22 protein-coding genes and 1 pseudogene are annotated in these 24,818 nt (G+C 62.3%); 13 read left to right on the top strand and 10 right to left on the bottom strand.

Going from position 1 to position 24,818, the window contains the following annotated elements; all coding sequences use genetic code 11:
- Window positions 1–2 precede the first annotated feature (2 nt).
- The 8 genes and pseudogenes from rsfS (at window position 3) to P3T21_RS21380 (ending at window position 4,588) form a co-directional block, all read left to right on the top strand.
- Window positions 3–455: a ribosome silencing factor gene (gene rsfS, locus P3T21_RS21415; RefSeq protein WP_429257948.1), complete on the top strand. Its 453-nt coding sequence runs from the start codon at window positions 3–5 to the stop codon at window positions 453–455.
- 19 nt (window positions 456–474) lie between these two features.
- The gene (gene rlmH / locus P3T21_RS21410; protein WP_429257947.1) at window positions 475–945 is read left to right on the top strand and encodes a 23S rRNA (pseudouridine(1915)-N(3))-methyltransferase RlmH; all 471 of its coding nucleotides are present in this window, start codon (window positions 475–477) and stop codon (window positions 943–945) included.
- A 117-nt stretch (window positions 946–1,062) separates the two neighbouring features.
- The gene (locus P3T21_RS21405) at window positions 1,063–1,692 is read left to right on the top strand and encodes a Maf family protein (RefSeq protein ID WP_429257946.1); all 630 of its coding nucleotides are present in this window, start codon (window positions 1,063–1,065) and stop codon (window positions 1,690–1,692) included.
- 9 nt (window positions 1,693–1,701) lie between these two features.
- The gene (gene rng, locus P3T21_RS21400; protein ID WP_429257945.1) at window positions 1,702–3,171 is read left to right on the top strand and encodes a ribonuclease G; all 1,470 of its coding nucleotides are present in this window, start codon (window positions 1,702–1,704) and stop codon (window positions 3,169–3,171) included.
- A gap of 172 nt (window positions 3,172–3,343) precedes the next feature.
- On the top strand, window positions 3,344–3,622 hold the full coding sequence (locus tag P3T21_RS21395) for a hypothetical protein (protein WP_429257944.1): 279 nt from the start codon (window positions 3,344–3,346) through the stop codon (window positions 3,620–3,622).
- 162 nt (window positions 3,623–3,784) lie between these two features.
- Window positions 3,785–3,910 (top strand): annotated as a pseudogene (locus P3T21_RS21390) (ester cyclase); the annotation flags it as partial.
- An 88-nt stretch (window positions 3,911–3,998) separates the two neighbouring features.
- The gene (locus P3T21_RS21385; protein ID WP_429257943.1) at window positions 3,999–4,169 is read left to right on the top strand and encodes a hypothetical protein; all 171 of its coding nucleotides are present in this window, start codon (window positions 3,999–4,001) and stop codon (window positions 4,167–4,169) included.
- 104 nt (window positions 4,170–4,273) lie between these two features.
- Window positions 4,274–4,588: a hypothetical protein gene (locus tag P3T21_RS21380; RefSeq protein WP_429257942.1), complete on the top strand. Its 315-nt coding sequence runs from the start codon at window positions 4,274–4,276 to the stop codon at window positions 4,586–4,588.
- 23 nt (window positions 4,589–4,611) lie between these two features.
- Here P3T21_RS21380 and msbA read toward each other — a convergent pair whose 3' ends face one another.
- A complete protein-coding gene (gene msbA / locus P3T21_RS21375) occupies window positions 4,612–6,399 on the bottom strand; it encodes a lipid A export permease/ATP-binding protein MsbA (RefSeq protein ID WP_429257941.1) in 1,788 nt (595 codons plus the stop codon).
- A 72-nt stretch (window positions 6,400–6,471) separates the two neighbouring features.
- Complete coding sequence (locus P3T21_RS21370; protein ID WP_429257940.1) at window positions 6,472–7,644, bottom strand: O-antigen ligase family protein; 1,173 nt, start codon at window positions 7,642–7,644, stop codon at window positions 6,472–6,474.
- A 255-nt stretch (window positions 7,645–7,899) separates the two neighbouring features.
- On the opposite strand from P3T21_RS21370, the gene P3T21_RS21365 reads away from it, so the two are divergent.
- Together P3T21_RS21365 and P3T21_RS21360 are read left to right on the top strand one after the other, a co-directional pair.
- Entirely contained in the window at window positions 7,900–8,895 is a 996-nt protein-coding gene (locus tag P3T21_RS21365; RefSeq protein WP_429257939.1) for a glycosyltransferase family 2 protein, read from the top strand.
- 100 nt (window positions 8,896–8,995) lie between these two features.
- Window positions 8,996–9,760, top strand: coding sequence for a glycosyltransferase family 2 protein (locus P3T21_RS21360; RefSeq protein WP_429257938.1), 765 nt, complete (start codon window positions 8,996–8,998; stop codon window positions 9,758–9,760).
- A 13-nt stretch (window positions 9,761–9,773) separates the two neighbouring features.
- On the opposite strand, the gene P3T21_RS21355 is transcribed toward P3T21_RS21360, so the two are convergent.
- A complete protein-coding gene (locus tag P3T21_RS21355; protein WP_429258033.1) occupies window positions 9,774–10,844 on the bottom strand; it encodes a glycosyltransferase family 4 protein in 1,071 nt (356 codons plus the stop codon).
- A 62-nt stretch (window positions 10,845–10,906) separates the two neighbouring features.
- Window positions 10,907–14,485 (bottom strand): DNA polymerase III subunit alpha, encoded by a 3,579-nt coding sequence (dnaE, locus tag P3T21_RS21350; RefSeq protein ID WP_429257937.1) that lies wholly within the window; start codon window positions 14,483–14,485, stop codon window positions 10,907–10,909.
- 328 nt (window positions 14,486–14,813) lie between these two features.
- Between dnaE and P3T21_RS21345 the strand changes: the two genes are divergently transcribed.
- Window positions 14,814–15,677 carry a sulfurtransferase gene (locus tag P3T21_RS21345; protein WP_429257936.1) on the top strand — a complete coding sequence of 288 codons (864 nt, stop codon included), beginning with the start codon at window positions 14,814–14,816 and terminating at the stop codon, window positions 15,675–15,677.
- A gap of 8 nt (window positions 15,678–15,685) precedes the next feature.
- The gene (gluQRS, locus tag P3T21_RS21340) at window positions 15,686–16,642 is read left to right on the top strand and encodes a tRNA glutamyl-Q(34) synthetase GluQRS (protein ID WP_429258032.1); all 957 of its coding nucleotides are present in this window, start codon (window positions 15,686–15,688) and stop codon (window positions 16,640–16,642) included.
- 117 nt (window positions 16,643–16,759) lie between these two features.
- Here the strand turns inward: gluQRS and P3T21_RS21335 are convergent, their stop codons facing one another.
- The 6 genes from P3T21_RS21335 to purT form a co-directional block, all read right to left on the bottom strand.
- Window positions 16,760–18,214: a DEAD/DEAH box helicase gene (locus P3T21_RS21335; RefSeq protein ID WP_429257935.1), complete on the bottom strand. Its 1,455-nt coding sequence runs from the start codon at window positions 18,212–18,214 to the stop codon at window positions 16,760–16,762.
- A 376-nt stretch (window positions 18,215–18,590) separates the two neighbouring features.
- Window positions 18,591–20,027, bottom strand: coding sequence for an aldehyde dehydrogenase family protein (locus P3T21_RS21330; protein WP_429257934.1), 1,437 nt, complete (start codon window positions 20,025–20,027; stop codon window positions 18,591–18,593).
- Between the two features lie 46 nt (window positions 20,028–20,073).
- Window positions 20,074–21,726 (bottom strand): acetolactate synthase large subunit, encoded by a 1,653-nt coding sequence (locus P3T21_RS21325; RefSeq protein WP_429257933.1) that lies wholly within the window; start codon window positions 21,724–21,726, stop codon window positions 20,074–20,076.
- Between the two features lie 252 nt (window positions 21,727–21,978).
- Window positions 21,979–22,347, bottom strand: coding sequence for an MliC family protein (locus tag P3T21_RS21320; protein WP_429257932.1), 369 nt, complete (start codon window positions 22,345–22,347; stop codon window positions 21,979–21,981).
- A gap of 46 nt (window positions 22,348–22,393) precedes the next feature.
- Complete coding sequence (locus tag P3T21_RS21315) at window positions 22,394–22,579, bottom strand: DUF6726 family protein (protein WP_429258031.1); 186 nt, start codon at window positions 22,577–22,579, stop codon at window positions 22,394–22,396.
- Between the two features lie 159 nt (window positions 22,580–22,738).
- A complete protein-coding gene (gene purT / locus P3T21_RS21310) occupies window positions 22,739–23,953 on the bottom strand; it encodes a formate-dependent phosphoribosylglycinamide formyltransferase (RefSeq protein ID WP_429257931.1) in 1,215 nt (404 codons plus the stop codon).
- Between the two features lie 120 nt (window positions 23,954–24,073).
- Between purT and P3T21_RS21305 the strand changes: the two genes are divergently transcribed.
- Window positions 24,074–24,592, top strand: a complete 519-nt coding sequence (locus P3T21_RS21305) for an META domain-containing protein (RefSeq protein WP_429257930.1) — start codon at window positions 24,074–24,076, stop codon at window positions 24,590–24,592.
- Window positions 24,593–24,818 lie beyond the last annotated feature (226 nt).

Below are 24,818 nucleotides of genomic sequence, written 5' to 3'. Positions count from 1 at the left end.
ATATGGATATTCGCAAACTGCAACGCGTGATCGTCGACGCCCTCGAAGACGTGAAAGGGCAAGACATCAGGGTGTTCAACACCACCCATCTGACCTCGCTGTTCGACCGCGTGATTGTCGCGAGCGGTACGTCGAACCGGCAGACCAAGTCGCTTGCCTCCAGCGTGCGTGAAAAGGTCAAGGAAAGCGGCGGCGACGTGATCAGCACCGAGGGCGAGGACATCGGCGAATGGGTGCTGGTCGATTGCGGCGACGCGGTCGTACACATCCTGCAACCGGCGCTGCGCCAGTACTACAACCTCGAGGAAATCTGGGGTGACAAGCCGGTGCGCATCAAGCTGTCGACCCCGAACCCGTTCGGCGGCGCCCGCGCAAGCGAGCCGCTCGACGACGAGGAAGAAGACGAAGCGCCGGCCGCGAAGCCCGCACGCAAGGCACCGGCACGCCGTCGCTGATCGCTGGCAGGACGCTGCTGTGAAGCTGCATATCCTCGCCGTCGGCCACAAGATGCCGGACTGGATCGCCACCGGTTTCGACGAGTACGCGAAGCGCATGCCACCCGAGCTGCGCATCGAGCTACGCGAGATCAAGCCGGAGCAGCGTTCGTCGGGCCGCCCGGCCGGGAGCGTGATGGCTGCCGAGCGTGTCAGGATCGAAGCCGCGTTGCCGAAGAACGCGCGCATCGTCGCGCTCGACGAACGCGGCCGCGACTGGACCACGATGCAGCTGGCGGGCGCCCTGCCCGGCTGGCAGCAGGATGGGCGCGACGTCGCGTTTCTGATCGGCGGTGCGGACGGGCTCGATCCTGAGCTGAAAGCACGCGCCGATATGATGCTGCGCGTCTCCAGTCTGACACTCCCGCATGCGATGGTCCGCGTGCTGCTCGCCGAACAGCTTTACCGGGCGTGGACCATCACGCAAAATCATCCCTATCACCGCGCGTGAGCGCCGGGCGACCGCTAGCCTCTGACCTCGATCCCACAGTGTGACGGTCCCGTTTCGCTCCGGTCGCTTTCATGCGCCTCATGCGATTTGCTCTAACGAGATTAACGAGATCCGTACATGCCTTCGTCGTCCGCTGCGCTTCATCCCTTCGTTTATCTCGCTTCGCAAAGTCCGCGTCGTCAGGAGCTGCTGCAGCAACTCGGCGTGCGCTTCGAATTGCTGCTGCCGCGCCCCGACGAAGACGCCGAAGCGCTCGAAGCCGAACTGCCTCTTGAACTCGCGCACCATTACGTGATGCGCGTATGCGTCGCGAAGGCGGAAGCGGCACGCGCGCGACTGGTCGCGGGCGGCCATGCGAACGCGCCGATTCTGGTTGCGGACACAACCGTCACGATCGACGATGCGATCCTCGGCAAACCCGTCGATGCCGATGATGCCGTCGCGATGCTCACACGTCTCGCCGGACGCGACCATGAAGTACTGACCGCAGTCGCCGTTATCGCTGCGGACGGCGCGTTACTGCCCGCTGTGCTTTCGACTTCGCGCGTGCGTTTCGCTGCCGTGCAGCCCGACGCGCTGCGCCGCTACGTCGCCACCGGCGAGCCGCTCGGCAAGGCTGGCGCTTACGGCGTGCAAGGCCGCGCCGCCGAGTTTATCGAGCATATCGACGGGTCCTATTCAGGTATCATGGGTTTGCCGCTTTTTGAAACCGCTGCCCTCCTTCGTGCAGCGCGCATCGACTTCTAGAACAAGACCATGAATGAAGAAATCCTGATCAACGTCACGCCCCAGGAAACGCGCGTCGCGCTCGTCCAGCAAGGCGCTGTGCAGGAGCTTCATGTCGAGCGCACGCTCTCGCGTGGCCGCGTCGGCAATGTGTATCTCGGCAAGGTGGTACGCGTGCTGCCAGGCATGCAATCGGCCTTCATCGATATCGGACTCGAACGCGCCGCATTCCTTCATGTGGCCGATATCTGGCATCCGCGCATCGCGGGCGAACCGCAACATCAGGCGCCGCATCAGCCGATCGAAAAGATCGTATTCGAAGGTCAGTCGCTGATGGTGCAGGTCGTGAAGGATCCGATTGGCACCAAGGGCGCGCGACTCTCGACGCAGGTCAGTATCGCGGGTCGTACGCTCGTGTATCTGCCGCAGGAACCGCATATTGGCATCTCGCAGAAGATCGAAAGCGAAGCCGAGCGCGAAGCGATCCGTGCGCGCCTGACCGCCGTGCTGCCCGCCGATGAGAAAGGCGGCTATATCGTGCGCACCATCGCCGAAGATTCGACGAGCGAAGAGCTCGCCGCCGACGTCGCGTATCTGCGCAAGACGTGGACGACGATCGTGGCGCAGGGTCAGCGCCTGCCGCCGACAAGCCTCCTCTATCAGGATCTGAATCTGGCGCAACGCGTGCTGCGCGACTTCGTCAATGACGAGACATCGCGCATCCAGGTCGATTCACGCGAAACGTTCCAGATGCTGACGGAATTCGCAGCGGAGTTCACGCCAGCGGTGTCGTCGAAGCTGCATCACTACGCAGGCGAGCGACCGCTCTTCGACCTGTACAACATCGAGACGGAAATCCAGCGCGCCCTGTCGCGGCGCGTCGATCTGAAATCGGGCGGCTATCTGGTGATCGACCAGACCGAAGCGATGACGACCATCGACGTGAACACCGGCGGCTACGTCGGCGCACGCAACTTCGACGATACGATCTTCAAGACCAACCTTGAAGCCGCGCACACCATCGCGCGACAGTTGCGCCTGCGCAATCTGGGCGGCGTGATCATCATCGACTTCATCGATATGGAAAACGTCGAGCATCGCGAACAGGTGCTCGGTGAACTGAAGAAGGCGCTGTCGCGCGACCGGACGCGCGTGACCGTGAACGGGTTTTCGCAACTGGGTCTCGTGGAAATGACGCGCAAGCGCACCCGCGAATCGCTCGCACATGTGCTGTGCGAGCCTTGCCCGGTGTGTCAGGGCAAGGGTCAGGTCAAGACACCGCGCACCGTGTGCTACGACGTGCTGCGCGAGATTCTGCGCGAGTCGCGCCAGTTCAATCCGCGCGAGTTTCGCGTGGTCGCTTCGCAGCAGGTGATCGATCTCTTTCTCGAAGAAGAATCACAGCATCTGGCGATGCTGATCGACTTTATCGGCAAGCCGGTGTCGTTGCAGGTGGAGTCGAATCTGAGTCAGGAACAGTACGATATCGTCTTGATGTGAGGTTCCGCGAAGCGGCGCAGCGTTGACTCACGCACAGACACCCCATCCGATTCCCAACAGTTTTTTATTGAGATGGTTGGCAGAACGCCAAATTCGTTCTACAGTAATCCTCAGACGTAAAAGCAAAACAGGTCACCGACCAACATAAACGAAGCGTCATGGGGGGCAACACATGATGACCTTGATCGACCAGGACATCGCGCACATCACGCGCGTGATGCGGCCATCGTTGCACGGGGATCTCGGCGGGCCCATCCTGCCGCCGGCCTACTGGCGAAAGCGCCTCCACCGGCTACTCGACGCCGAACATCTTTCCAAAGCCCAACTCTGCCTGATCGACAGTCTGCTGCTGCAACTGGACGAGTTTGTCAGCAATGGCATTCCAGGAAGCACGGCCACGCCGGCGCCTGATCACACAGCGATACCGCACGAACTCGTCAGCCACAGCTAGAAAGTCGCTGTCGCTGGGGTTGCAGTCCTGCCGGTTGTCCGAACGGCCGGATGGATAATATTCAATTTATTCTGAATAATCCTTCAATCGATGGCCCGATTATCAAACACGACTGATCGGTAGAGAATGCGCTCGTCGTCTTTAACAACGCGTTCTTACGATGAGGGCCAGACCGGCGATTTCCAGGCGTTCGATCTGTATCGCGTGAAAGATGGCCGGATTGTCGAAAACGGGCATCTGGAGGACAACCTGACGCTGCAGAAGCAACTTGGCGTGATCAAGCCGTAGTTCGCGGCGCGGGGCCGGTCGAGCGTCACGCGTTTGCCTGCGGATCACCTAGAATTCTTGCATGACGTTGATCAGGACGGAGGCTGCCATGGCTGAATCGATGGTCAGCATCGTAGTGGGACTGGCGGCGGTCGTCGTCGCCGTGTTGCTCGTCGCGTCGCGTTACCGGCGCGACCATCGGGCACTTCACGAACAGCACCGGGAGCGGAACCGGTTCGACGGTCACCGGCTGTGGGATCGCATGCGTCATCGGCATTGATGTCCCGGCCGGGCGGGGTTGGCCGGGCAAGGAAAGTCCCAGTCGGGAAGCCCCACGGAAAACCTGGCGACGCGCCGCTCGATGCAGCCCCAATGGAGGTAAATATGTCCGACGAACACGCACCCTGGCAGATTGTCGAGTACGAGGGCTTCGAGATTCACGCGGCGCCGGTTCCGAAGGACGCTCAGGAAAGCGAGCCGCGCCGCCAGGCCGGGCCTTACACATATATCGGCTACGTCTGCCATCCGGGCGCCGATCCGGCGATTCCGGGTCATTCCGTACCCTTCCACGCCGATGGCGAAGAAACTTTCGCCACCTGCGACGATGCGCTATATGAAGCGTTTCATGTTGGGCGCAGTATCGTCGATGGTACGCATCCGGATCTGACGGTGTTGCCGCTGGTGACCGGGGGGGTGTGAACGGAAGGTTTCGCGACTGCGAGTCAGGCCGTCGTCTGCTGCTGATACTGGATCCGGTGCAGATGCGCGTAGAGGCCACCCTTGGTGAGCAGTTCTTCGTGACTACCCTGTTCCGCGATCTGTCCGGCTTCCAGCACAAGAATCCGGTCCGCACGTTCGATTGTCGACAGGCGGTGGGCAATGACAAGCGTCGTCCGCCCCTTCATCAAGGTCTCGAGCGCGGACTGGACGTGACGTTCCGATTCAGAATCGAGCGCTGAGGTCGCTTCGTCGAGAATCAGAATTGGTGCGTCCTTGTAGATCGCGCGCGCAATCGCAAGACGCTGCCGCTGGCCGCCCGACAACCGCATCCCGTTCCCACCCACAAGCGTATCGACCCCGGCGGGCATCGCCGCGACCGCGTCCATCAGATTCGCGGCGCGCAGTGCTGCTTCGACGCGCGCGCGATCCGGCTCGTGACCGTATGCCACGTTGGCCGCGATCGTATCGTTGAACAGCACGACGTCCTGGCTGACCATCGCCATCTGGCTACGCAGATCATGAAGGTCATATTCCGGGATCGGGACGCCGTCGACCAGAATGGCGCCGCCAGTCGGATCGAAAAAGCGTGGCAGGAGGTTCACCAGCGTCGTCTTGCCGCTACCGGATGGCCCTGCCAGCGCGACCATTTCGCCCGGCGAGACCCGGAACGAAATCCTGTCCAGCGTGGAGCGGTCGACCTCGCCGTAAGTGAATGACACATCGCGGAATTCGATTTCGCCGCGCGCATCGTGCAGCCTGCGATCGCCGCCCTGCGGTTCTTCCGGTTCATCGATCAGGCCGAAAATCAGCTCGGCGGCGGTCATGCCGCGCTGCAACGGCTGATTGACGTCAATCAGGTGCTTTAGCGGCGAAATGACCAGCAGCATCGAGGTGACGAATGCGACGAAACCGCCGACCGTGGTCTGGTCGCTCGCCGACTGGACCACGGCAATGGTGATGACGATCGCCAGCGCGATAGACGCGAGAAATTGCGTGAGTGGCTGGGCGAGCCCCCCCGAAATAGACATACGCATCGCGTAGCCCCTCAGGCGCTTGCTCATGGCCGTGAAGCGATCTATTTCGTACGACTCGCCGTTATGAACCTTGACGACCTTATAGCCGCCGACGGTTTCCTCGACGATGTACGAGAGCTCATTGGTCAGTGTCTGATGCTCGCGGTTAAGCTGCCGCAACCGGCGGTTGATCTTGCTGACGAGCCAGCCGATGCCAGGCAGGATCACGGCCACGATCAACGTGAGGCGCCAGTTCAGATAAAACAGATAACCCAGCAGGAAGATGACCGTCAGCGAGTCGCGAACCAGCGTGACCATCACGCCCATCAGGACGTTGAGGATCTGGTTGACCTCGAACACGATGGCATTGATCACCGTGCTTGCAGTCTCGCGCTGGAAGAACGACGCGCTCGTATGAATCATGCGCTGGAACATTTCCAGCCGCAGTTGCAGGAGGATGCGGTTCGACACGTATGCAAGCAGATAGCCCGACGCGTATTGCGCAAGGCCGCGCACCAGCGCGAGACCAATGACGGCAACCGGGACAAACCACTTCGCAATGTCGCTGCCATGCGCGCCGAAACCATGGTCGAGCAGCGGCTTCAGCAGGGCCGGAATACCGGCCTCCGTCGCGGCAACCACGCCCATTGAGACGACCGCCAGCACCACGACCCAGATGAGCGGCTTGATGAACGGCCAGAGGCGTGTCATGACCGCTTTCGACGAGGTACGCTCCGCGCCGCCTACCGTCTTTCGTAGTGTGTTCTGCGTTTCCAAGAATTTCCCTTCTGTTACCCGTGAGCCCGCGAGCGGGGTCTGATCGTCACCTCACCGGTGCTGTTCACGCCATCACCGTCCAGCGACGATCTCCGCCGACTGCGGCGCCTGTGACCGCTCAACGCACGTGCCGCGATAGATGATTGCCATCATGGTCGCCCAGAGCAACGCAACCAGCGACACATTCATCACCAACGAAAAAACGTCGATGCTGAATCCAAAGATGATGACCGAGCCCGTGATCGCAAGGCCGCAATAAGCGGCGGTCGACACCGTGCTGTCCGTCGACTTGCAGTTCCTGAGAAAATACAACATCGGCCCAAAATACACGAGGAGAAGGCAAACGACGCCGACGACGCCCAGTTCCGCAATCGTGGAAAAGAACTCGCTGTGGGCACGATCGTTGACGATGACCTGCGACGCCTGTCCGGCGTCGGCAAGCGACTTCAACGAGCGCTTGAGATGCCCCTTCCCGACGCCGAATATTGGATTCTTCTCGAAAAGCTCCGTCGACGCGCGCCACAATTGCAGACGTTGCCCAATCGATGAATCGGCGTCGCCCTGCTCGAGCTTGGCAAAATCGGATGATGTGTCAGTCAATCGCTGGCGCACCACCTGCGTCGACAGCAGGCCGGCAGCGCACACAACGAGCACGCTGAAGATTGCGAGCAGCCGCATGCGGCGCCGTGTCCAGCCGAAATTCGCAGCCGTCAGCCAGACCAGCAACGGCAAGGCCAGCCAGCCGCCCCGCGTGCCCGACAGATACGACGCGTAGCATCCCGCGATGAGCGCGACCGCCTTGACGACGATCGCTATCCGTCGATATGACATGTCCCAGCGAATCGAAAGCACTGACAGAAAACCGAGCAGGAGCGCCGTGTTGCCGAAGGGAATGGGATTGGTAAAAGAGTTGCCCAGCCGATGCAGGTCGCTCCAGCTTGCATCCATTCCACTGATGAGTGCCCATCCGCCCACGCCCAGCGCGCCTGCCGCGCATCCCCAGCCCACCATGGCCAGACTGCTGGTCGACACGGTGCACAGTAAAAGGAAGATGGGCAGGCTCAATATGAAACGCGACATCGCATCGAACTGCTGGGGAAAATAGTAATGCTCAACGATCTGCTGCAACGGAAGCGCGATCGCGAAGGCCACCATACTCCAGACGTAGAACGGGTACTGTCGCAGAGGCGCCGTGTATTCCCGGTTGCCTCGCGCCGCGACGAGCTTACCGATGCCAATGAGCATGAGAAGGACAAAGCAGTATCCGGCACCACCCCGAAAAGTCAGTATTGTTGCGGGCGCGAGAAACAGCAGCACAGCGACGACGACGGTATTAATTCTGCTAGCTGTCATAGCGCAACGAAGGGGCCATAGAAAAACAGGTCTTTATTGAGAAAGGTCGGTGCATTATAGCCTCCCGCCCCGGGGTTCCCGCGTTTGCGCCGGGTGTCGAGGTGGAGATGCTATGCTGCGCGAACGTCAAGTTTTCAGATTTTCACAATGGTCAAAGTCGTACCTGATGGACCTGTTCCCCCTCGTGCCAGCCTGCTGCTGATCGCGTATAACCAGGAAGACACGGTGGCCGCGGCGATTGAAGGCGCGCTGAGCCAGACGTACGCCCCGCTCGAAATCATCATCTCCGACGACGCGTCGACAGACCGCACTTTCGAGGTTGCCGAGCGCACTGTCGAGGGCTATGCGGGCCCGCACACCGTGCACCTGAGGCGAAATCCGTCGAACCTCGGCATCAGCGCGCACTTGAGCCTGCTGGCCGGACAAAGCACCGGCGAACTGCTGTTCGTCGCGGCCGGCGACGACATCTCGCTGCCTGGACGATGCGAGGAAGTCGTCGGCATGTGGTTGGCCCATGACCGCAAACCTGATCTGATTGCTACCGACCTCTGTGACCTGGACGCCAATGGACAGGTCCATGACGTGATCGAGGTCACTGACCTGGGCCCTTACAAAACGTTCGACGACTGGGCGAACAACCGCCCCCATGTTGTCGGCGCAGCGCATACATGGGCGCGCCGTCTGTTCGACACATTCGGCTACATGGAAGCGGGTATCTACGGCGAAGACCAGATCATGACTTTTCGCGCGATTGTGTCGGGTGGTGCGCTCACACTGCGCAAACCGCTCGTCAAATATCGCCGCGGTGGCCTGTCGCGCAAGCGGAAGTGGAAGTCCCCCGAAGAATACGTTGCCCGCTTCAGGCTCGCAAACCGCAACGGGCTCGGTGAAACGCGACAATTGATCCACGATGCGGAGCTTGCAGGCGTAGGTGAGAAAATGCGCGCGCTGCTCGCACGCAAGTCGGCACGTGAACAGTATGTGAACGGCGCATTTGGCGCAGCCTCACTGAACACGCGGTTGGCGCTGATGCTGCGCAGCCATGACGTGTCGATCGGATTCCGGTTGCGTGTTTTCATGTACGCGACCTGTCCGTCGCTGTACAAACCGTTTTTCTTCGTGAAATGGCACTTGCGTCGCTAGTCGCGTAGAGGCGTGGCCGCGGCGCGAGTGGGGTCGCTCACGACGCCCGCTATACTCGCGAACACTCCTTTATCTCACCTGGCCTCCAGATACCGACTCCATGGCGGAAACCACCCTTGGCGTTGCCCTGATCACGCGCAATGCAGCAGGACGACTCGCGCAGTGCCTCGAAGCGCTGTCATTCGCCGATGACATCGTCATCGTGGACAGCGGTAGCACGGACGATACGGCGACGATCGCCCGCGCCCATGGCGCACGTGTGATCGTCGCGGCCGACTGGCCAGGGTTCGGGCCACAAAAAAATCGGGCGGTGGCTGCGCTTTCGACCGACTGGATTCTGTCGATCGACGCCGATGAGATCGTGTCGCCGGAACTCCAGGCTTCCATCCTCGCGGCGATCCGCGCGCCCTCCGCCGACGTCTACGCCATTGACCGGCTGTCCAGCTTCTGCGGGCGCTGGGTCCACCACAGCGGCTGGTATCCGGACTGGATACCCCGGCTCTTCAGGCGTGACGCAGCGCGTTTCTCCAACGATCTGGTGCATGAACGGCTGGTATTTAACGCGTCGGCTGCACGGCTGGAGGGAAAGCTGCTCCATTACTCGTACGAGGATTTCGGCGCCGTTCTGCGAAAGCTCGACGCCTATTCGGACGCAGGCGCCAGACAACGCCACGCGGCGGGCCAGCGTTCCAGCTTCTCCAGGGCACTTGCCCGGGGCGCGTGGGCCTTCATGCGGACCTACCTGCTGCGACGCGGCTTTCTGGATGGTCGCACAGGGTTCATGATCGCCATGTTTAACGCGGAGACTGTCTATTACCGGTTTCTGAAACTGGACGCGATGAGTCGCAAACGCGACGGCGCCTGAATTCCGCGATACCTCAAAGCGACCGTGACCGAACCTGCGCGACCAGATCCAGCAGCGCATCGACGTGAGGCGCGACGCCAGGATCATAGCCGATCGAATTCTGGCCGGGCGGCGTGCGACGCCTGTCCGCGGCTGTTTCGACGGCTTCCGCAAGCGCCCGCCTTAATCCGTCGAGATCGCCCGGCGCGAACACAATACTCGCGTTGCCCGACAACACTTCACAGCACGCCACATTCGACGAAAGGATGACGGGCGTTCCGCACAACACCGATTCGACACCAACGAAACCGAAGGGCTCATAGTTCGATGCGAGGATCGAATAGTCGGCCGCGCGATACCAGTCCTCGATATTCTTCGCATAGCCGATAAAGCGGATGCGCGACGAGGTGCGCTCCGGGGCGCGTCCCGCCACGGCAACCACAACGGGTAGTGCAGTGTCGCGCAAAGCGGCTTCAATCAACGGTAGCCCTTTGCGCTCGTGGCTACTGGACGGAAACAGCAACACCACCTCGTTATCAGCGAATCCAGACTGCCGACGCAGGTTTGCACGAGTCACCTGATCGACCGGCGTAAAACGTTGCGCATCCACCGGTGGATACAGCAAACGGATTTTCTCTTCAGCCACACCGTAGAGTTCGATCAACTCATCGCGCATAAGTCCTGAGTGCGCGACGACAAACTGCGCCTGATCGTACTGCCGCTGCTCGAGCGTAATCTGCAGGCGGTCCGAAGCCTTTGCCTCACGCCCGGATGCACGTAAATATCCGCGATGCGTGCCGCCGCAGATCGCAATCTCCGACGAGTCCACGCGATTGCAGCCGATCAGCACATCGACATTCGCAGCCCGTTTTGCCCGGCGCAGCTTCCACGAAAAGTAGTGATCGCGGAGTTTTCCCGGAAGCCAGTTCACGGCAATCGGGTGCGGTTCGACGAGCTTGATTTCCGGCAGTGAGCGGTCGAAACGGCGCGCAAACACAGCGGGTTCGACGCCACTGGCGTCGAGTCCGCGCACCAGATCCATCGCGTAGCGTTCCAGTCCACCGCTATGACGGAACGCGTTGCATGACAGCCCGATTTTGCCCAGCGCGGCTTCAGGGATATCCTGCCCATGGGCATGGCGCGCGAGGCGCGACGTGCTCGTAGGCATCAATAAACAATCTCAATCGAACTGCCCGCGAACTCGCCGCGCAACGCCGCGATCAGTTCGTCGGTCGGCTTGACGCGCCACGCGTCGCCCAGACGCACCTCGCCTTCCGCATGCTCGCTGCGATAGACGACCTGCACTGCGAGTCCGTTGGGAATGTGAACGGGCGCCCGCTGCCGGTCGCCACCACCATAGCCACCGCCGCCGCCATTGCCGCCGCGCCCACCGCCGCCACGTGCGGCGACCGGAGCCGGTGCGGCCTTCGCCGCTTCCTCCGGCCCCGCGCAATGGGCTTCCAGCACGCGACGCAGCGCAATCGCATCCGCATTCCCGTTCATCTCGACTTTCACGGCCTGCGCATAGCGGCTGCGTGCACGCTCGAGATCCATCACGGTATCGACGGTGAAGCGGATGCCGCCCGTGAATGCATCGTTACGTGCCTGGCCCTGCACCACCAGCAGTTCGTCTTCCTTGAAGAGCTGCTTGTGCGCCTCGAATGTCTCGTTGAATACCGTGACTTCGCACTGGCCCGTGCCGTCGTCGAGCAACGCGATCAGCATCTTGCCGCGCTGGGTCATCTGCGTGCGCAGCGATGCGATGACGCCGGCGACCAGCTTGTCGCGCCCTTCCTTCAGTTCGCCGATCTTCTGGCGCACAAACCGGCGCACTTCGCCCTTGTACGCATCGAACAGATGGCCGGACAGGTAGAAGCCAAGCGCGGCCTTCTCTTCCTGCAGCTTCTTCTTTTCCGCCCACGCGGGTTCGTCGACAAGCTCATGCCCTTGCGACGGTTCGTCGCCCATGTCGAAGAGACCCGCCTGCATCGCGTTGGCGCTTGCCTGATCGGCGGCCTCCATCGCGAGCGATACCGACGCGATCAACTGGGCGCGGTTGTCATGCAGCAGATCGAACGCGCCCGCGCGGATCAATGCTTCGACCGTACGACGGTTCACCACGCGACGGTCGATCCGGTTACAGAAATCGAAGATGTCGATGAATGGACCGTCTTCACGCGCACGAAGGATTTCTTCGATCGCGTTCTGGCCACTACCCTTGATCGCGCCAAGGCCATAGCGGATCGTGTTCGAGCGCTTGCCATCCGCTTCCGCGACCGGCTCGAAGCGATATGCCGACTGGTTGATGTCCGGCGGCAGCACCTTCATGCCGTTCGAAATGCAGTCTTCGAACAGGATCTTGACCTTGTCGGTGTCGTCCATGGCAAGCGACATATTCGCTGCCATGAATTCGGCCGGATGGTGCGCTTTCAGCCACGCCGTGTAGTACGCGAGCAGCGCGTATGCGGCCGCGTGCGACTTGTTGAAGCCGTAGCCCGCGAACTTCTCCATCAAGTCGAAGATTTCGTCGGCCTTTTCGCCGGTCAGGCCATTCTTCGCCGCGCCCTCGCGGAACAGCGCGCGGTGCTCGGCCATTTCCTCGGCCTTCTTCTTGCCCATCGCGCGACGCAGCAAGTCAGCGCCACCCAGCGAGTAGCCACCGATGATCTGCGCCATCTGCATCACCTGCTCCTGGTAGACCATGATGCCGTAGGTCTCTTTCAGAACAGGTTCGACACGCGGATCCGGATACTCCACAACTTCGCGGCCGTGCTTACGGGCGCAGAAGCTCGGGATCAGATCCATCGGGCCCGGACGATACAGCGCCACGAGCGCAATGATGTCCTCGAACCGGTCAGGCTGCGCGTCCTTCAGCATGCCCTGCATGCCGCGGCTTTCCAGCTGGAACACAGCGACCGTATTCGCTTTCTTCAGGATCGAGAAGGACGCGGGGTCGTCGAGCGGTACCTGCGCGAGCGACCAGTCCTGCTTCGACGGATCGAGCCGGCGGATGTAGCGCTCGGCCCAGTCGAGGATCGTCAGCGTGGTGAGACCCAGAAAGTCGAACTTCACGAGGCCGACGGCTTCGACGTCGTCCTTGTCGTACTGGCTCACGACGCCACTGTCGTCGCCCTGCGTGTACAGCGGGCAGAAATCGGTCAGCTTGCCGGGCGCGATCAGCACGCCGCCCGCGTGCATGCCGACGTTACGCGTAAGGCCCTCCACCCGTTGCGCGAGTTCGAGCAACTGGTGTACTTCGTCTTCGTTGTCGAAGCGCTCCTGCAGGAGCGGCTCTTCCTTCATCGCGTCGGCAATCGTGACGTGCTTGCCTGGCTTGAACGGAATCAGCTTCGCGATGCCATCCGTGAACATGTAGCCCAGATCGAGCACACGGCCGATATCCCGCACCGCCGCCTTCGCCGCCATCGTACCGAAGGTCGCGATCTGCGAGACGGCGTCTGCGCCGTACTTCTGCTTCACGTACTGGATAACGCGGTCGCGCCCTTCCTGACAGAAGTCGATATCGAAGTCGGGCATCGACACCCGCTCCGGATTCAGGAAACGTTCGAACAACAGGTTGTAGCGCAGCGGGTCGAGGTCGGTCACGCCGAGCGCGTACGCGACGAGCGAGCCCGCGCCTGAGCCCCGGCCTGGGCCAACCGGCACGCCGTTGTTCTTCGCCCAGTTGATGAAGTCTGCAACGATCAGGAAGTAGCCTGGAAAGCCCATCTTGATGATCGTGCCGCATTCGAATTCGAGGCGCTGGAAGTATGTTTCGCGCTGCGCTTCGCGCTCGACGATGTTGGGATACAGTTGCTCAAGCCGCTTCTCGAGGCCTTCCTTCGACAGCTGGATCAGATAGTCGTCGAGCGACATGCCGTCGGGCGTCGGGAATAACGGCAGCTTCGGCTTGCCGAGTTCGAGCGTGAGGTTGCAGCGTTTCGCGATCTCGACCGTATTCGCGAGCGCCGATGGAATGTCCGCGAACAGCGCGGCCATCTCGTCCTGCGTGTGGAAATACTGGTCGGTCGTGAAGCGTTTCTGACGACGCGGATTGGCGAGCATGTCGCCTTCCGAAATACAGACACGCGCCTCGTGCGCGGTGAAGTCGTCCGGCGTCATGAACTGCATCGGGTGCGTGGCGACCACCGGCAGTTTCAGGGCGGCCGCGATGGCCACGGCCTGCTGCACGTATGCCTCGCCGCCCGGCTGGCCGCAGCGCTGCAACTCGATATAGAAGCCATCCGGAAACAGCTTCGCCCAGCGTTGCGCATTGCGCTTTGCCGCCTCCTCGTTGCCCGCGGCGAGCGCCAGGCCGATATCGCCCTGCTGCGCGCCCGAGAGCGCCAGCAGACCTTCGCCGAGACCCGTTTCGAGCCAGCTGACCTCGACCTCGGCGCGACCTCGATACTGGTTCGTCAACGACGCTCTGGAAAGCAGCTCGCACAGGTTCAGATAGCCGCGCCGGTTCTTGACCAGCAGCAGGAGTCGCGAAGGCTTGTCGCGATCGTCTGGATTCGTGATCCAGACGTCGCAGCCGGCGATGGGTTTGACCCCTTTGCCGCGGGCTTCCTTGTAGAAACGGACGAGACCGAACGCGTTGCCGAGGTCGGTGAGCGCGAGCGCGCCCTGACCGTCTTTGGCAGCGGCCTTGACGACGTCGTCAAGGCGCACGATGCCATCGGCAATCGAGAATTCGGAGTGGACGCGGAGATGAACGAAGCGGGGATCTGACATGGGCCACATTGTAACTCCACCCTCCCGAACATTTGAGCCGAAAACCGGCGCGTTAGCCGTTCGGCCAGGGGCGAATGTGGCAAATCCCCGCGACGTGGGTCGCAGCGGGTCGTGCTGGGCGCGCAGTTGTTCCCGACACCGCTCAACGCCGGTACGGCACCTTGCTTTCGATCATTAGCCGTTCGGCCGGGTTGCCGGCGAAATGGCGGGATGAGGGATAATACAGGTTCAAGTCTTCCTGCCGTGGCCCCATCGCTTCGAATCGCGCCGCATCTTTCGTTATCTCGCCGCGAATGCGCCTTCAACGCAGTCGGCCACCCTTTACTGCTGGACCATCATGAGTATTGTTAATCTCGCTGCCTATCATTTCGCGACCCTCGACGACATCGTCGCGTGGCGGCCGCTCGTCACGGATCGATGCAACGCGCTCGGTCTGCGCGGCACGATCCTGCTCGCGCCGGAGGGCATTAATCTGTTTGTCGCCGGCACGCCGGAAGCCGCGCGCGATTTCATCGGCTACATTCGCCACGATCCGCTGTTCGAAGGCAAGTTCGCCGGTCTGCAGTTCAAGGAAAGCGTGTCGGAAAAGCAGCCGTTCCGCCGCATGCTCGTCAAGCTGAAGCGCGAAATCATCACGATGAAAAAGCCGGCCATCCGTCCTGAACTGGGCCGGGCGCCGTTCGTCGATGCCCCTACGTTGAAAGCCTGGCTCGACCGTGGCCATGACGACGCTGGGCGCCCGGTTGTGATGCTGGATACGCGCAACGCGTTCGAAGTGGACGTGGGCACGTTCGACAACGCGCTCGATTACCGCATCGCGAAGTTCAGTGAATTTCCGGAGGTCATCGAACAGAATCGTGCGGATCTCGAAGGCAAGACGGTCGTGTCGTTCTGTACGGGTGGAATTCGTTGTGAGAAGGCAGCGATCCACATGAAGGAAGTCGGGATCGAGAACGTCTACCAGCTCGAAGGTGGCATCCTGAAGTACTTCGAGGAAGTCGGTGGCGCGCACTACCACGGTGAGTGCTTCGTGTTTGATTACCGTACTGCACTCAATCCGCAACTCGAACCGACGGCAACGGCGCAGTGTTTCGGTTGCCGCGCGGTAGTCAGCCCGGAGGCGCAGAAGTCGCCGCTGTACACGCCGGGCAAAACCTGCCCCGAATGTCATCCGGAAAAGAATGGCGCGCGGGCTGCGTGATTGCGGGTATGGCGGCGTCTAACGTCCTGACGGCAGACACGGGCGCGTCGCACGCCGCCGCGAAGCCTTACCGCGGGCGCTTCGCGCCCTCGCCTACTGGCCCGCTGCACTTCGGCTCGCTCGTGAGCGCGCTCGCCAGCTGGCTGGACGCTCGCGCCCATGGTGGCGCGTGGCTCATACGGATTGAAGACGTCGACGCACCACGCACGGTGCCCGGCGCCGCGGAAAACATCCTCGCGGCCCTCGCGCGCTTCGGCATGCACGCCGATGAACCACCTGTCTGGCAGAGCCAGCGTGCCGAACGCTACCAGCAGGCGTTCGAGCAACTCGAGCGTGATGGCTTCATCTACCCGTGCGGCTGCACCCGCAAGGAAATCGCGGATTCATTGCTTCACGAGCACGCGCGACACACGACGCTCGCCTATCCCGGCACATGCCGCGACGGCCTGCACGGCAAGCCCGCTCGTGCATGGCGGCTGCGGGTGCCGGACGGCAACGCAGCCGTCGTTAGCTTTGACGATCGCTGGCAAGGTCTGCAGACCCAGAATCTGGCGACTGAGGTCGGCGATTTTGTGTTGAAGCGGGCGGACGGCCAGTGGGCTTACCAGCTGGCGGTGGTCGTCGACGATGCGGACGCGGGCATCACCCACGTGGTTCGCGGCGCGGACCTGCTCGATTCGACCGCGCGGCAGATTTACCTGCAGCAATGTCTGGGCGTGTCGACGCCCTCGTATCTGCACGTCCCGGTCGTCACGAATGAAACCGGCGAGAAGCTGAGCAAGCAGACCGGCGCGACCGCACTGGACGCGGACAGTCCACTGGTTGCGCTATACGCGGCAGCGGAACATCTGGGGCTGGGCGAATCAGGCGCGACGTCGAGCACATCGCTAGAAGCGTTCTACGCGAGCGCAACGAAGGCATGGTCCGGGCGCATTGCGCAACCCGAAACGCGCGAACACTCCTGAACGCGCGATATCGCAAGACCAACAGCATCGGGTAAGCCCGCCTCAGGCACGACTTGCTCGATTGAAGAAAACCGTCGAACAAAGCCGCTGAAGAAAACCACGCGATATCGCGAAAACTCAGGAAGACGTCGTCTTACGCGGCATGCCCAGGCCACCCAGCAACGCAGCCAGCGGCTGCCTCGAAACGGGCTTTTGCGGCGCGGCCGGTGTGTCTTCCGGCTTCTTCGTGGAAGGCGACGGCTCGTAGGGCTTGAGGAAGAAATCGTCGACGGGCGGTGCCGCGTGGCGATGATGATGCGGACGGTCGAACGATGTCGGGCCGCCCGTCGTACGGCGACGCGCGGGACGCTCGTCGCGTTCGCGTCGGCCGCCGCGTTCTTCGTGATGGTGCCGCACGGGTATATCCACCGTCAGATGCTGCACGTCGAGCGGACGCTTGATCAGCTTCTCGATGTCGGCCAGCTGCTTGCGCTCGTTCGGGCTGCATAGCGACAGCGCGTCGCCCGACGCACCCGCGCGGCCTGTGCGGCCGATACGGTGCACGTAATCTTCCGGGTTCCACGGCAGGTCGAAGTTGATCACGGCCGGCAATTCGGCGATGTCGAGACCGCGCGCCGCCACATCGGTTGCGACCAGGGCTTCGATTTCGCCACGCTTGAACGCGTCGAGCGCCTGCATCCGCTCATTTTGCGTGCGGTCGCCGTGAATGGCGGTCGCCACCACGCCGTCGCGTTCGAGCGAACGCGCGAGGCGGCTCGCACCGATCTTGCTGTTGCAGAACACGATCACCTGTTTCAGGCTGCGATCGCGAATCAGTTTCACGACCGCGCCGGTCTTGTCGCCTTCCGGAACTTCAAACACGATCTGCGTCACATTCGTCGCAGTCGAATTGCTGCGCGCGACTTCGATCGTCTGCGGATTGCGCAGATACGTCGCGGCGAGTTTCTTGATTTCGCCGGAGAACGTGGCCGAGAACAACAGCGTCTGACGTTCTTTTGGCAGCAGGTTCAGGATGCGCTGCAGGTCCGGCAGGAAGCCCATGTCGAGCATCCGGTCGGCTTCGTCGAGCACCAGAATCTGGACCTGGCCGAGATTGGCCGTCTTTTGCTGGACGTGGTCGAGCAGGCGTCCAGGCGTTGCGATCAGGATTTCCACGCCGCGCCGCAATTCGGCCGACTGCGGATTCATGTCGACACCGCCGAACACCACGGCGCTCCGCAGTGACGTGTGCTTCGCGTACGACTGCACGTTCGCGGCGACCTGGTCGGCGAGTTCGCGCGTCGGCGTGAGGATCAGTGCGCGCACCGGATGGCGGGCGGGCGAGGCGCTCGTGCTGGCCTGCGGCAACAGCCGCTGGATGATCGGCAGCGAGAAGCTCGCGGTCTTGCCGGTCCCCGTCTGCGCGGCGCCCATGACGTCGCGGCCCGCGAGTACAACGGGAATGGCTTGTGCCTGGATCGGCGTCGGCGTCGTGTAGCCCGAGTCCGTGACGGCCTTCAGAATGTCGGCGTGAAGGCCGAACTGGTCGAAGGTCGGTGTTTCGGTGCTGGGCGTGACGGCTGTGTCGGACATGGTGGCTTTCGCTAAAAATGCGCCTGCGCGGTAAGCGTGGCAGCGGGCAAGGCCGCGGAGGGCATCAGGATGAAGGCGGAGCCACGGCATGCCGCACGGGACCCGAATGAACTTGGGGAAAGAATGCGGCCGGCTCCGGCCGGCGGAAACATCCGCCGGAAAGGGCGGTATTGTAGCACTTCAGCAAAAACACTCATGGCGCACCCGCCGGCTTTCTGCTCTGCGCCGCGCAACAGGCGCCGCATTGCTCTCGATCAGCGCCGGGGACAGATCCCGGCGCACCGAGCGTACTGCGGTCAGGCGACAGTTGCGTGACGACGGCCTTTTTCGCCGAAGCACGGGCAATCACTCATAAAACGCCAGAAAAATTGCCCACTCACCACGTCTCTCGCATCACCATCAGGCGGATTTCGGTCATGTCCTCGATCGCGTAGCGAATGCCTTCGCGTCCGAGACCTGAATCCTTGACGCCGCCGTACGGCATGTTGTCGACGCGGAACGACGGCACGTCGTTGATCACGACGCCGCCCACGTCGAGCCGATCCCACGCCTGATGTGCATGCGCGAGCGAATCGGTGAATACGCCGGCCTGCAGGCCGAAATCGCTGTCGTTGACGGTCGCGAGCGCGTCGTCGAACTTCTCGAAGCGCTCCAGAATCGCCACCGGCCCAAACGCTTCCTTGCGGTACAGGTCCTGGTCGCGATGCACGTTTTCAAGCAGCGTCGCTTCGAACATTGCGCCGTCGACCTTCCCGCCCGCGACGATTTTCGCGCCCGCCAGCACCGCCGTTTCCATCCAGCCGGCAAGCCGGTTCGATTCCGACTCCGAGATCATCGGTCCGACGAAGGTCTTTTCGTCCTTCGGATCGCCCATTTTTAGAGACTTCGTTTTCGCGATCAGTTTCTCGCGCAGAGCGTCGTAGATGCTGGTGTGAATCAGGATGCGCTGCACGCCGATGCAGCTCTGCCCCGACTGATAGAACGCGCCGAACGCCAGCCGGTCGACCACGTAATCGAGCTTGTCGCGCTGGTCGCCATCGACGATCGCCGCCGCGTTGCCGCCCAGTTCCAGAATCACCTTCTTCTTGCCGGCCTTCTTCTTCAGATCCCAGCCGACCGCCGGTGAGCCGGTGAACGACAACAGCTTGAAACGCTCATCGGTGGTGAACAGATCGGCGCCGTCGCGATGAGCTGGCAGGATCGAGAACGCGCCCTTCGGCAGATCCGTTTCCGCGAGAATTTCGCCGATGATCAGCGCGCCGACCGGCGTGCGGCTCGCCGGCTTCAAGACGAACGGCACACCCGCGGCGAGCCCCGGCGCGACCTTGTGCGCGGCCAGATTCAGCGGGAAATTGAACGGCGAGATGAACGAGCATGGACCGATCGGCACGCGCTTCGTGTACCCGTGGTAGCCCTTCGCACGCGGCGAAATCTCAAGATTGACGATCTCGCCATCGATGCGCACCGATTCTTCCGCCGCCACCTTGAAGGTATCGATCAGACGCGTGGCCTCGCCACGCGAATCGTTGATCGGCTTGCCGGCTTCGATGCAGAGCGCCATCGCCAGTTCGTCGTAGCGTTCGCGAAAGCGCGCCACGCAATGTTCGAGCACGGCCTGGCGCTTGAACGGCGGAAAATCGCGCATCGCGGGCATCACGTCGACGGCCGCGCCGATCGCCTTATCGATAGCTTTTGCATCGGCAAGCGCGACGCGCGTCGCGACTTCGCCGCTGAATTTATCGGTGACTTCGAGATCGGTGTTCGCCGCGACCGGTTCGTTCGCGAGGTAGTACGGGTAAGACTTCTTCAGCATGGCGCGTTCTCCTTTAAACGATGCAGCGTGCAATGCACGCGCAGTTTCAAAGCTGTGCACTCAACCGTTTGATCTCGCGGTTCAGCACGCGTTCGTTATCCGAGTAGTCGATCGGCAGATCGATCACGTGCACGCCCGGCGTCGCGAAGCATTCGCGCAGCAGCGGCGCGAACTCGGACGCCGCTTCGATTCGATGGCCTTGCGCGCCGTAGCTTTTCGCGTAGTCGACGAAATCCGGGTTGCGCAGCGTCATCCCGTAATCGGGGAAGTTCATGTTCTCCTGCTTCCAGCGGATCATGCCGAATGCGTCGTCGCGCAGGATCAGAACCACGAGGTCGAGCTTGAGCCGCACCGCCGTTTCGAGTTCCTGCGAGTTCATCATGAAGCCGCCGTCGCCGCACACGGCCATCACCTTGCGGTCCGGATGCACGATCTTGGTCGCGATCGCCGACGGCAACCCCGCGCCCATCGAAGCGAGCGCGTTGTCGAGCAGCAGCGAGTTCGGCTCGTGCGCACGGTAGTAGCGCGCGAACCAGATCTTGTACATGCCGTTGTCGAGACACACGATGCCGTCAACGGGTGTCGTCTCGTACACGTCGTTGACGATACGCACCGGATACATCGGAAAGCGGTCGTCGTGCTGCCCTTTCACGAGATGCGCCTCGAAGTGCTCCTTGATCTCCTTGAAACGCGTGAAGTCCCAATGCTCCTGGCGCTGCTTCAGGCTCTCCTTCAGTTGCCACACCGCATTCGCGATATCGCCGACCACTTCGATCTGCGGGAAATACACCGTATCGACTTCGGCGCCGAGGAAGTTCACGTGGATCACGGTCTTCTCTACCGCCTCGCCGCTACGCATGAAGAACGGCGGCTTCTCGATCACGTCGTGGCCGACGTTGATGATGCAGTCGGCATGGTCGATCGCACGATGAACGAAGTCGCCGTCCGACAGGGTCGCGTTGCCGAGCCACATCGGATGCGATTCGTCGATCACACCCTTGCCCATCTGCGTCGTAAAAAACGGAATGCCGGTCTGGTCGACGAATTCGCGCAGCATGCGCGTCGTCGTCTTGCGGTTGCCGCCGGCGCCGATCATCAGCAACGGGTGCTTCGCCTTCATGATCGCTTCGACGGCGTGCGCCACGGCCTTCTCTTCAGCCACCGGACGACGGCTGTAGCTTTTCGGAATCGGCTTGCCGTCGCCCTCTTCGTGCGCGACATCTTCCGGCAGTTCGAGATGCGTCGCACCCGGCCGCTCTTCTTCGGCCTGCCGGAAGGCCTCGCGCACCGACGCCGGAATGTTTGCGATCGACACGATCTGCCGCGTGTACTTCGTGAGCGGTTCCATCATCCGCACAACGTCGACGATCTGGAAGTGCCCCTGCTTGCTCGACTTGATCGGCTTTTGCCCTGTGACCATCAGCATCGGCATCCCGCCGAGCTGCGCGTAGGCGGCAGCGGTCACGAAGTTGGTCGCACCGGGACCGAGCGTTGCGAGGCACACACCCGTGCGGCCCGTCAGACGTCCGTAAGTAGCCGCCATAAAGCCGGCGGCCTGCTCATGGCGCGTCAGGATCAGACGGATTTTCGAACGGCGCAGCGATTCGAGGAGATCGAGATTTTCTTCACCGGGGATGCCGAACACATACTCGACACCTTCAGCTTCCAGTGACTTGACGAACAGATCTGAAGCTTTCATTGAGAGTCTCGCTTGATGAACGGACGCGGGCACGGCCTGCGCGATGTGATCCGGAACGGACAGACTAGGGCGAAGACGATGACGTGCGCGCCGCGCGGGCCAGCGGAACGGTCGGGCGCACGAGTCAGACAGCTTACTACTGGAAGGCGAAAGATGCGCGCAAGCGGGCAGCGCGGCGCGGACAGGAAGAAAAAACGGCGACATGCGTCGGCACGCTGCCGCATCACGTAAACAGCCGGAAAAACGCGCGGACTAGCGAATGATGGTCACACAGTCGGACAGGACCGGCGGCGCGTCCTCGCCGTTCATGGCGTCGTAGAGATCAGCGCGCGGACCCTTGGTCCACCACGTATAGCTGCCCGCCTGGTACTTCACACCCGAGGCGGACAGTGTATTGACGAACAGCAGTTGCTGCCCCTTGACGGGCACAAGCGCGAAGCTTTGTCCATTCGCCGTATTCCAGTACGTCACCTGCAGGACCCGGCCGGTCGCGCAGGTGTATTTGCTCGTATGACGGTCCTTCGGCTGGATTTCCGCGAGCCGAAACGATTCGGCCGACGCCGCGTGACAGAACACGACCGCACCCAGCACAGCCGATGCAACCCCGAATCCCGTTTTCATCGAATTCCCCAGATCAAACTGCGAGAGACGACGGCGCGTCATCAGATCAGGGATCGATCACATCGGCGCAGGCGTCGGTCGGCGCGGCCGCCACGTGGCCGACCACCGGCACGATCTTCAACCCCGCCGAAGCGATCCGGCACGGTGCCGCGGCGAGGCCGCAGCCGGCAAGTCCCGCGCACAGCGCCATCAGCACGCTCCAGCGAACGAGATTGTTGCGCCGTCGCTGCATCTGAAAACGCATGGCCGTGTTCGTGACAGCGCCCGTTCGACACGCCATCTGGGCTTCAGCCTGCGCGGCATGCACATCGGTCGCGGGCTTCATATTGGTACCTCCAGATTCACCTGCCAGCGCGAACATTCGACCCGAATGTCCGCGCCGTTCACCCGTCTATTTCGCCGACACCGGCCGCACAGCCGCGGCGGCCTGTTTCGCGCGCGTACGCGCTTCGTCGGTGGTCGCGCCGGTGGCAAGCGCCACGCCCATGCGGCGCTTCGTGAAGCTCTCCGGCTTGCCGAAGAGCCGCAGATCCGCGTTCGGCACGGCCAGCGCCTGAGCGACGCCTTCGAATGCGATGCCCGTTTCCTCAAGCCCGCCATAAATGACCGCCGACGCACCCGGCTCCCGCAGCGACGTATCCACCGGCAGACCGAGAATCGCGCGCGCGTGCAACTCGAACTCCGAAAAGCGTTGCGAGCACAGCGTAACGAGCCCCGTGTCATGCGGACGCGGACTCACCTCCGAAAACCATACGTCGTCGCCAGCCACAAAAAGTTCCACGCCGAAGAGGCCGCGACCGCCGAGCGCCGCCGTCACCTGATGCGCGATCTCGCGCGAACGCTGCAGTGCGACCGGGCTCATCGGCTGCGGCTGCCACGATTCGACGTAGTCGCCCGCGACCTGCACGTGACCGATCGGATCGCAGAAGTACGTGCTGTTTTCGCCCGTCGCCGGATCGATTGCGCGCACGGTCAGCTGCGTGATCTCGTAGTCGAAGTTGATAAAGCCTTCGACGATCACGCGCCCGCCCTTCACACGCCCTCCCGCCTGCGCATATTGCCAGGCGGGTTCGACGTCGGCGTCGCTCTTCAACACCGACTGCCCTTTGCCCGACGACGACATCACCGGCTTCACGACGCACGGATAACCCACCTTCGCGATGCCGGCCTTCAGTTCATCCAGCGAATCGGCGAATGCGTAAGGCGAGGTGGCGAGACCGAGTTCTTCGGCTGCGAGACGGCGGATGCCTTCGCGGTTCATGGTCAGCTGGGTCGCGCGCGCGGTCGGGATCACGACGGCGAGACCGTCGGCTTCGATCGTGGCGAGGGCATCGGTGGCGATGGCCTCGATTTCCGGCACGATCAGATGCGGCTTTTCCTGCTCGACGAGTGCGCGCAACGCGGCGCTGTCGGTCATGTCGATCACGTGCGCGCGGTGCGCAACCTGATGGCCGGGCGCATCGGCGTAACGGTCGACGGCGATCACTTCGACGCCAAGACGCTGCAGCGCGATGATGACTTCCTTGCCCAGTTCGCCTGCGCCGAGCAGCATGACGCGCGTTGCGGATGTCGACAGCGGCGTGCCGATCCGTTGACCGATCTGCATGAGATCTCCAGAGAGGAATCTGTGAAAAAAAGAGGGTACGCAATGTTAACATGCGCTCGCGCGCGGCCTGCCGAGTGCGATACCCTTACGCCTTCGCCAGTTTTGAAGAGGAACGACGCCATGGCCCTCCGGTCTTTCACGCGACATGTTGCGCATTACGTCGCCCCGCTGAGCCTCGCGTGCCTGTTGACCGCCTGCTCGCTCCCCGTGCACACCGACGCCTCGGCCGAAGCACCCGACCCGTTCAATCCGGCCGCAACCCAACTGCTCGACGATACCACCTGGGAACTGACCAGCTGGAAGCAGGCGGACGGCGCGATGCGCAATGTGCCACACGGCGACAACGGCGAACCGGTGACGCTGGCGCTTTCGACAGCCACCGGCCAGCGGCGGGCGAGCGGCTTCTCCGGCTGCAACCGCTATATGGGCACGTACGTACTGAAGGACGGCAAGCTGTCGTTCGGGCCGCTGGCCGGTACGCGGATGGCGTGCATGACGCCGGGCGGCCAGATCGAAAGCGCGTACCTCGACGCGCTCGCACATATCGACCGTACCGGCGTGCAGATGCGCGCGCCGCAACAGCTACAGTTGATTCCCGAAAACGGCGACACGCTGACTTTCACGCGACGCGAACAATGAACGCTCGCATGACGGATGCCGCGTCGACGGCCAGCGCGGCGGGTGTCGGCGGCTGTCATGTGCGCCGGCTTGCTGCGCTGGCCGCACTTCTGCCCCTGCGCCCGCGCACCTGTCTTCGAGGCGTCCCGCTTCACCGGTTAAACTCGGCGGATTGCGTTTTCGAGCGTCCGTCATTCGTTGATGTCTAGCATGCACACGGCAGTTTTCAGCTGGTTCGGCGGGTCGG

Source organism: Paraburkholderia sp. GAS334, from assembly GCF_050436625.1.
Taxonomy (GTDB): Bacteria; Pseudomonadota; Gammaproteobacteria; order Burkholderiales; family Burkholderiaceae; genus Paraburkholderia.
Note: the sequence above shows the minus strand (reverse complement) of the source record. Positions and strands in the feature narration are given on the sequence as shown.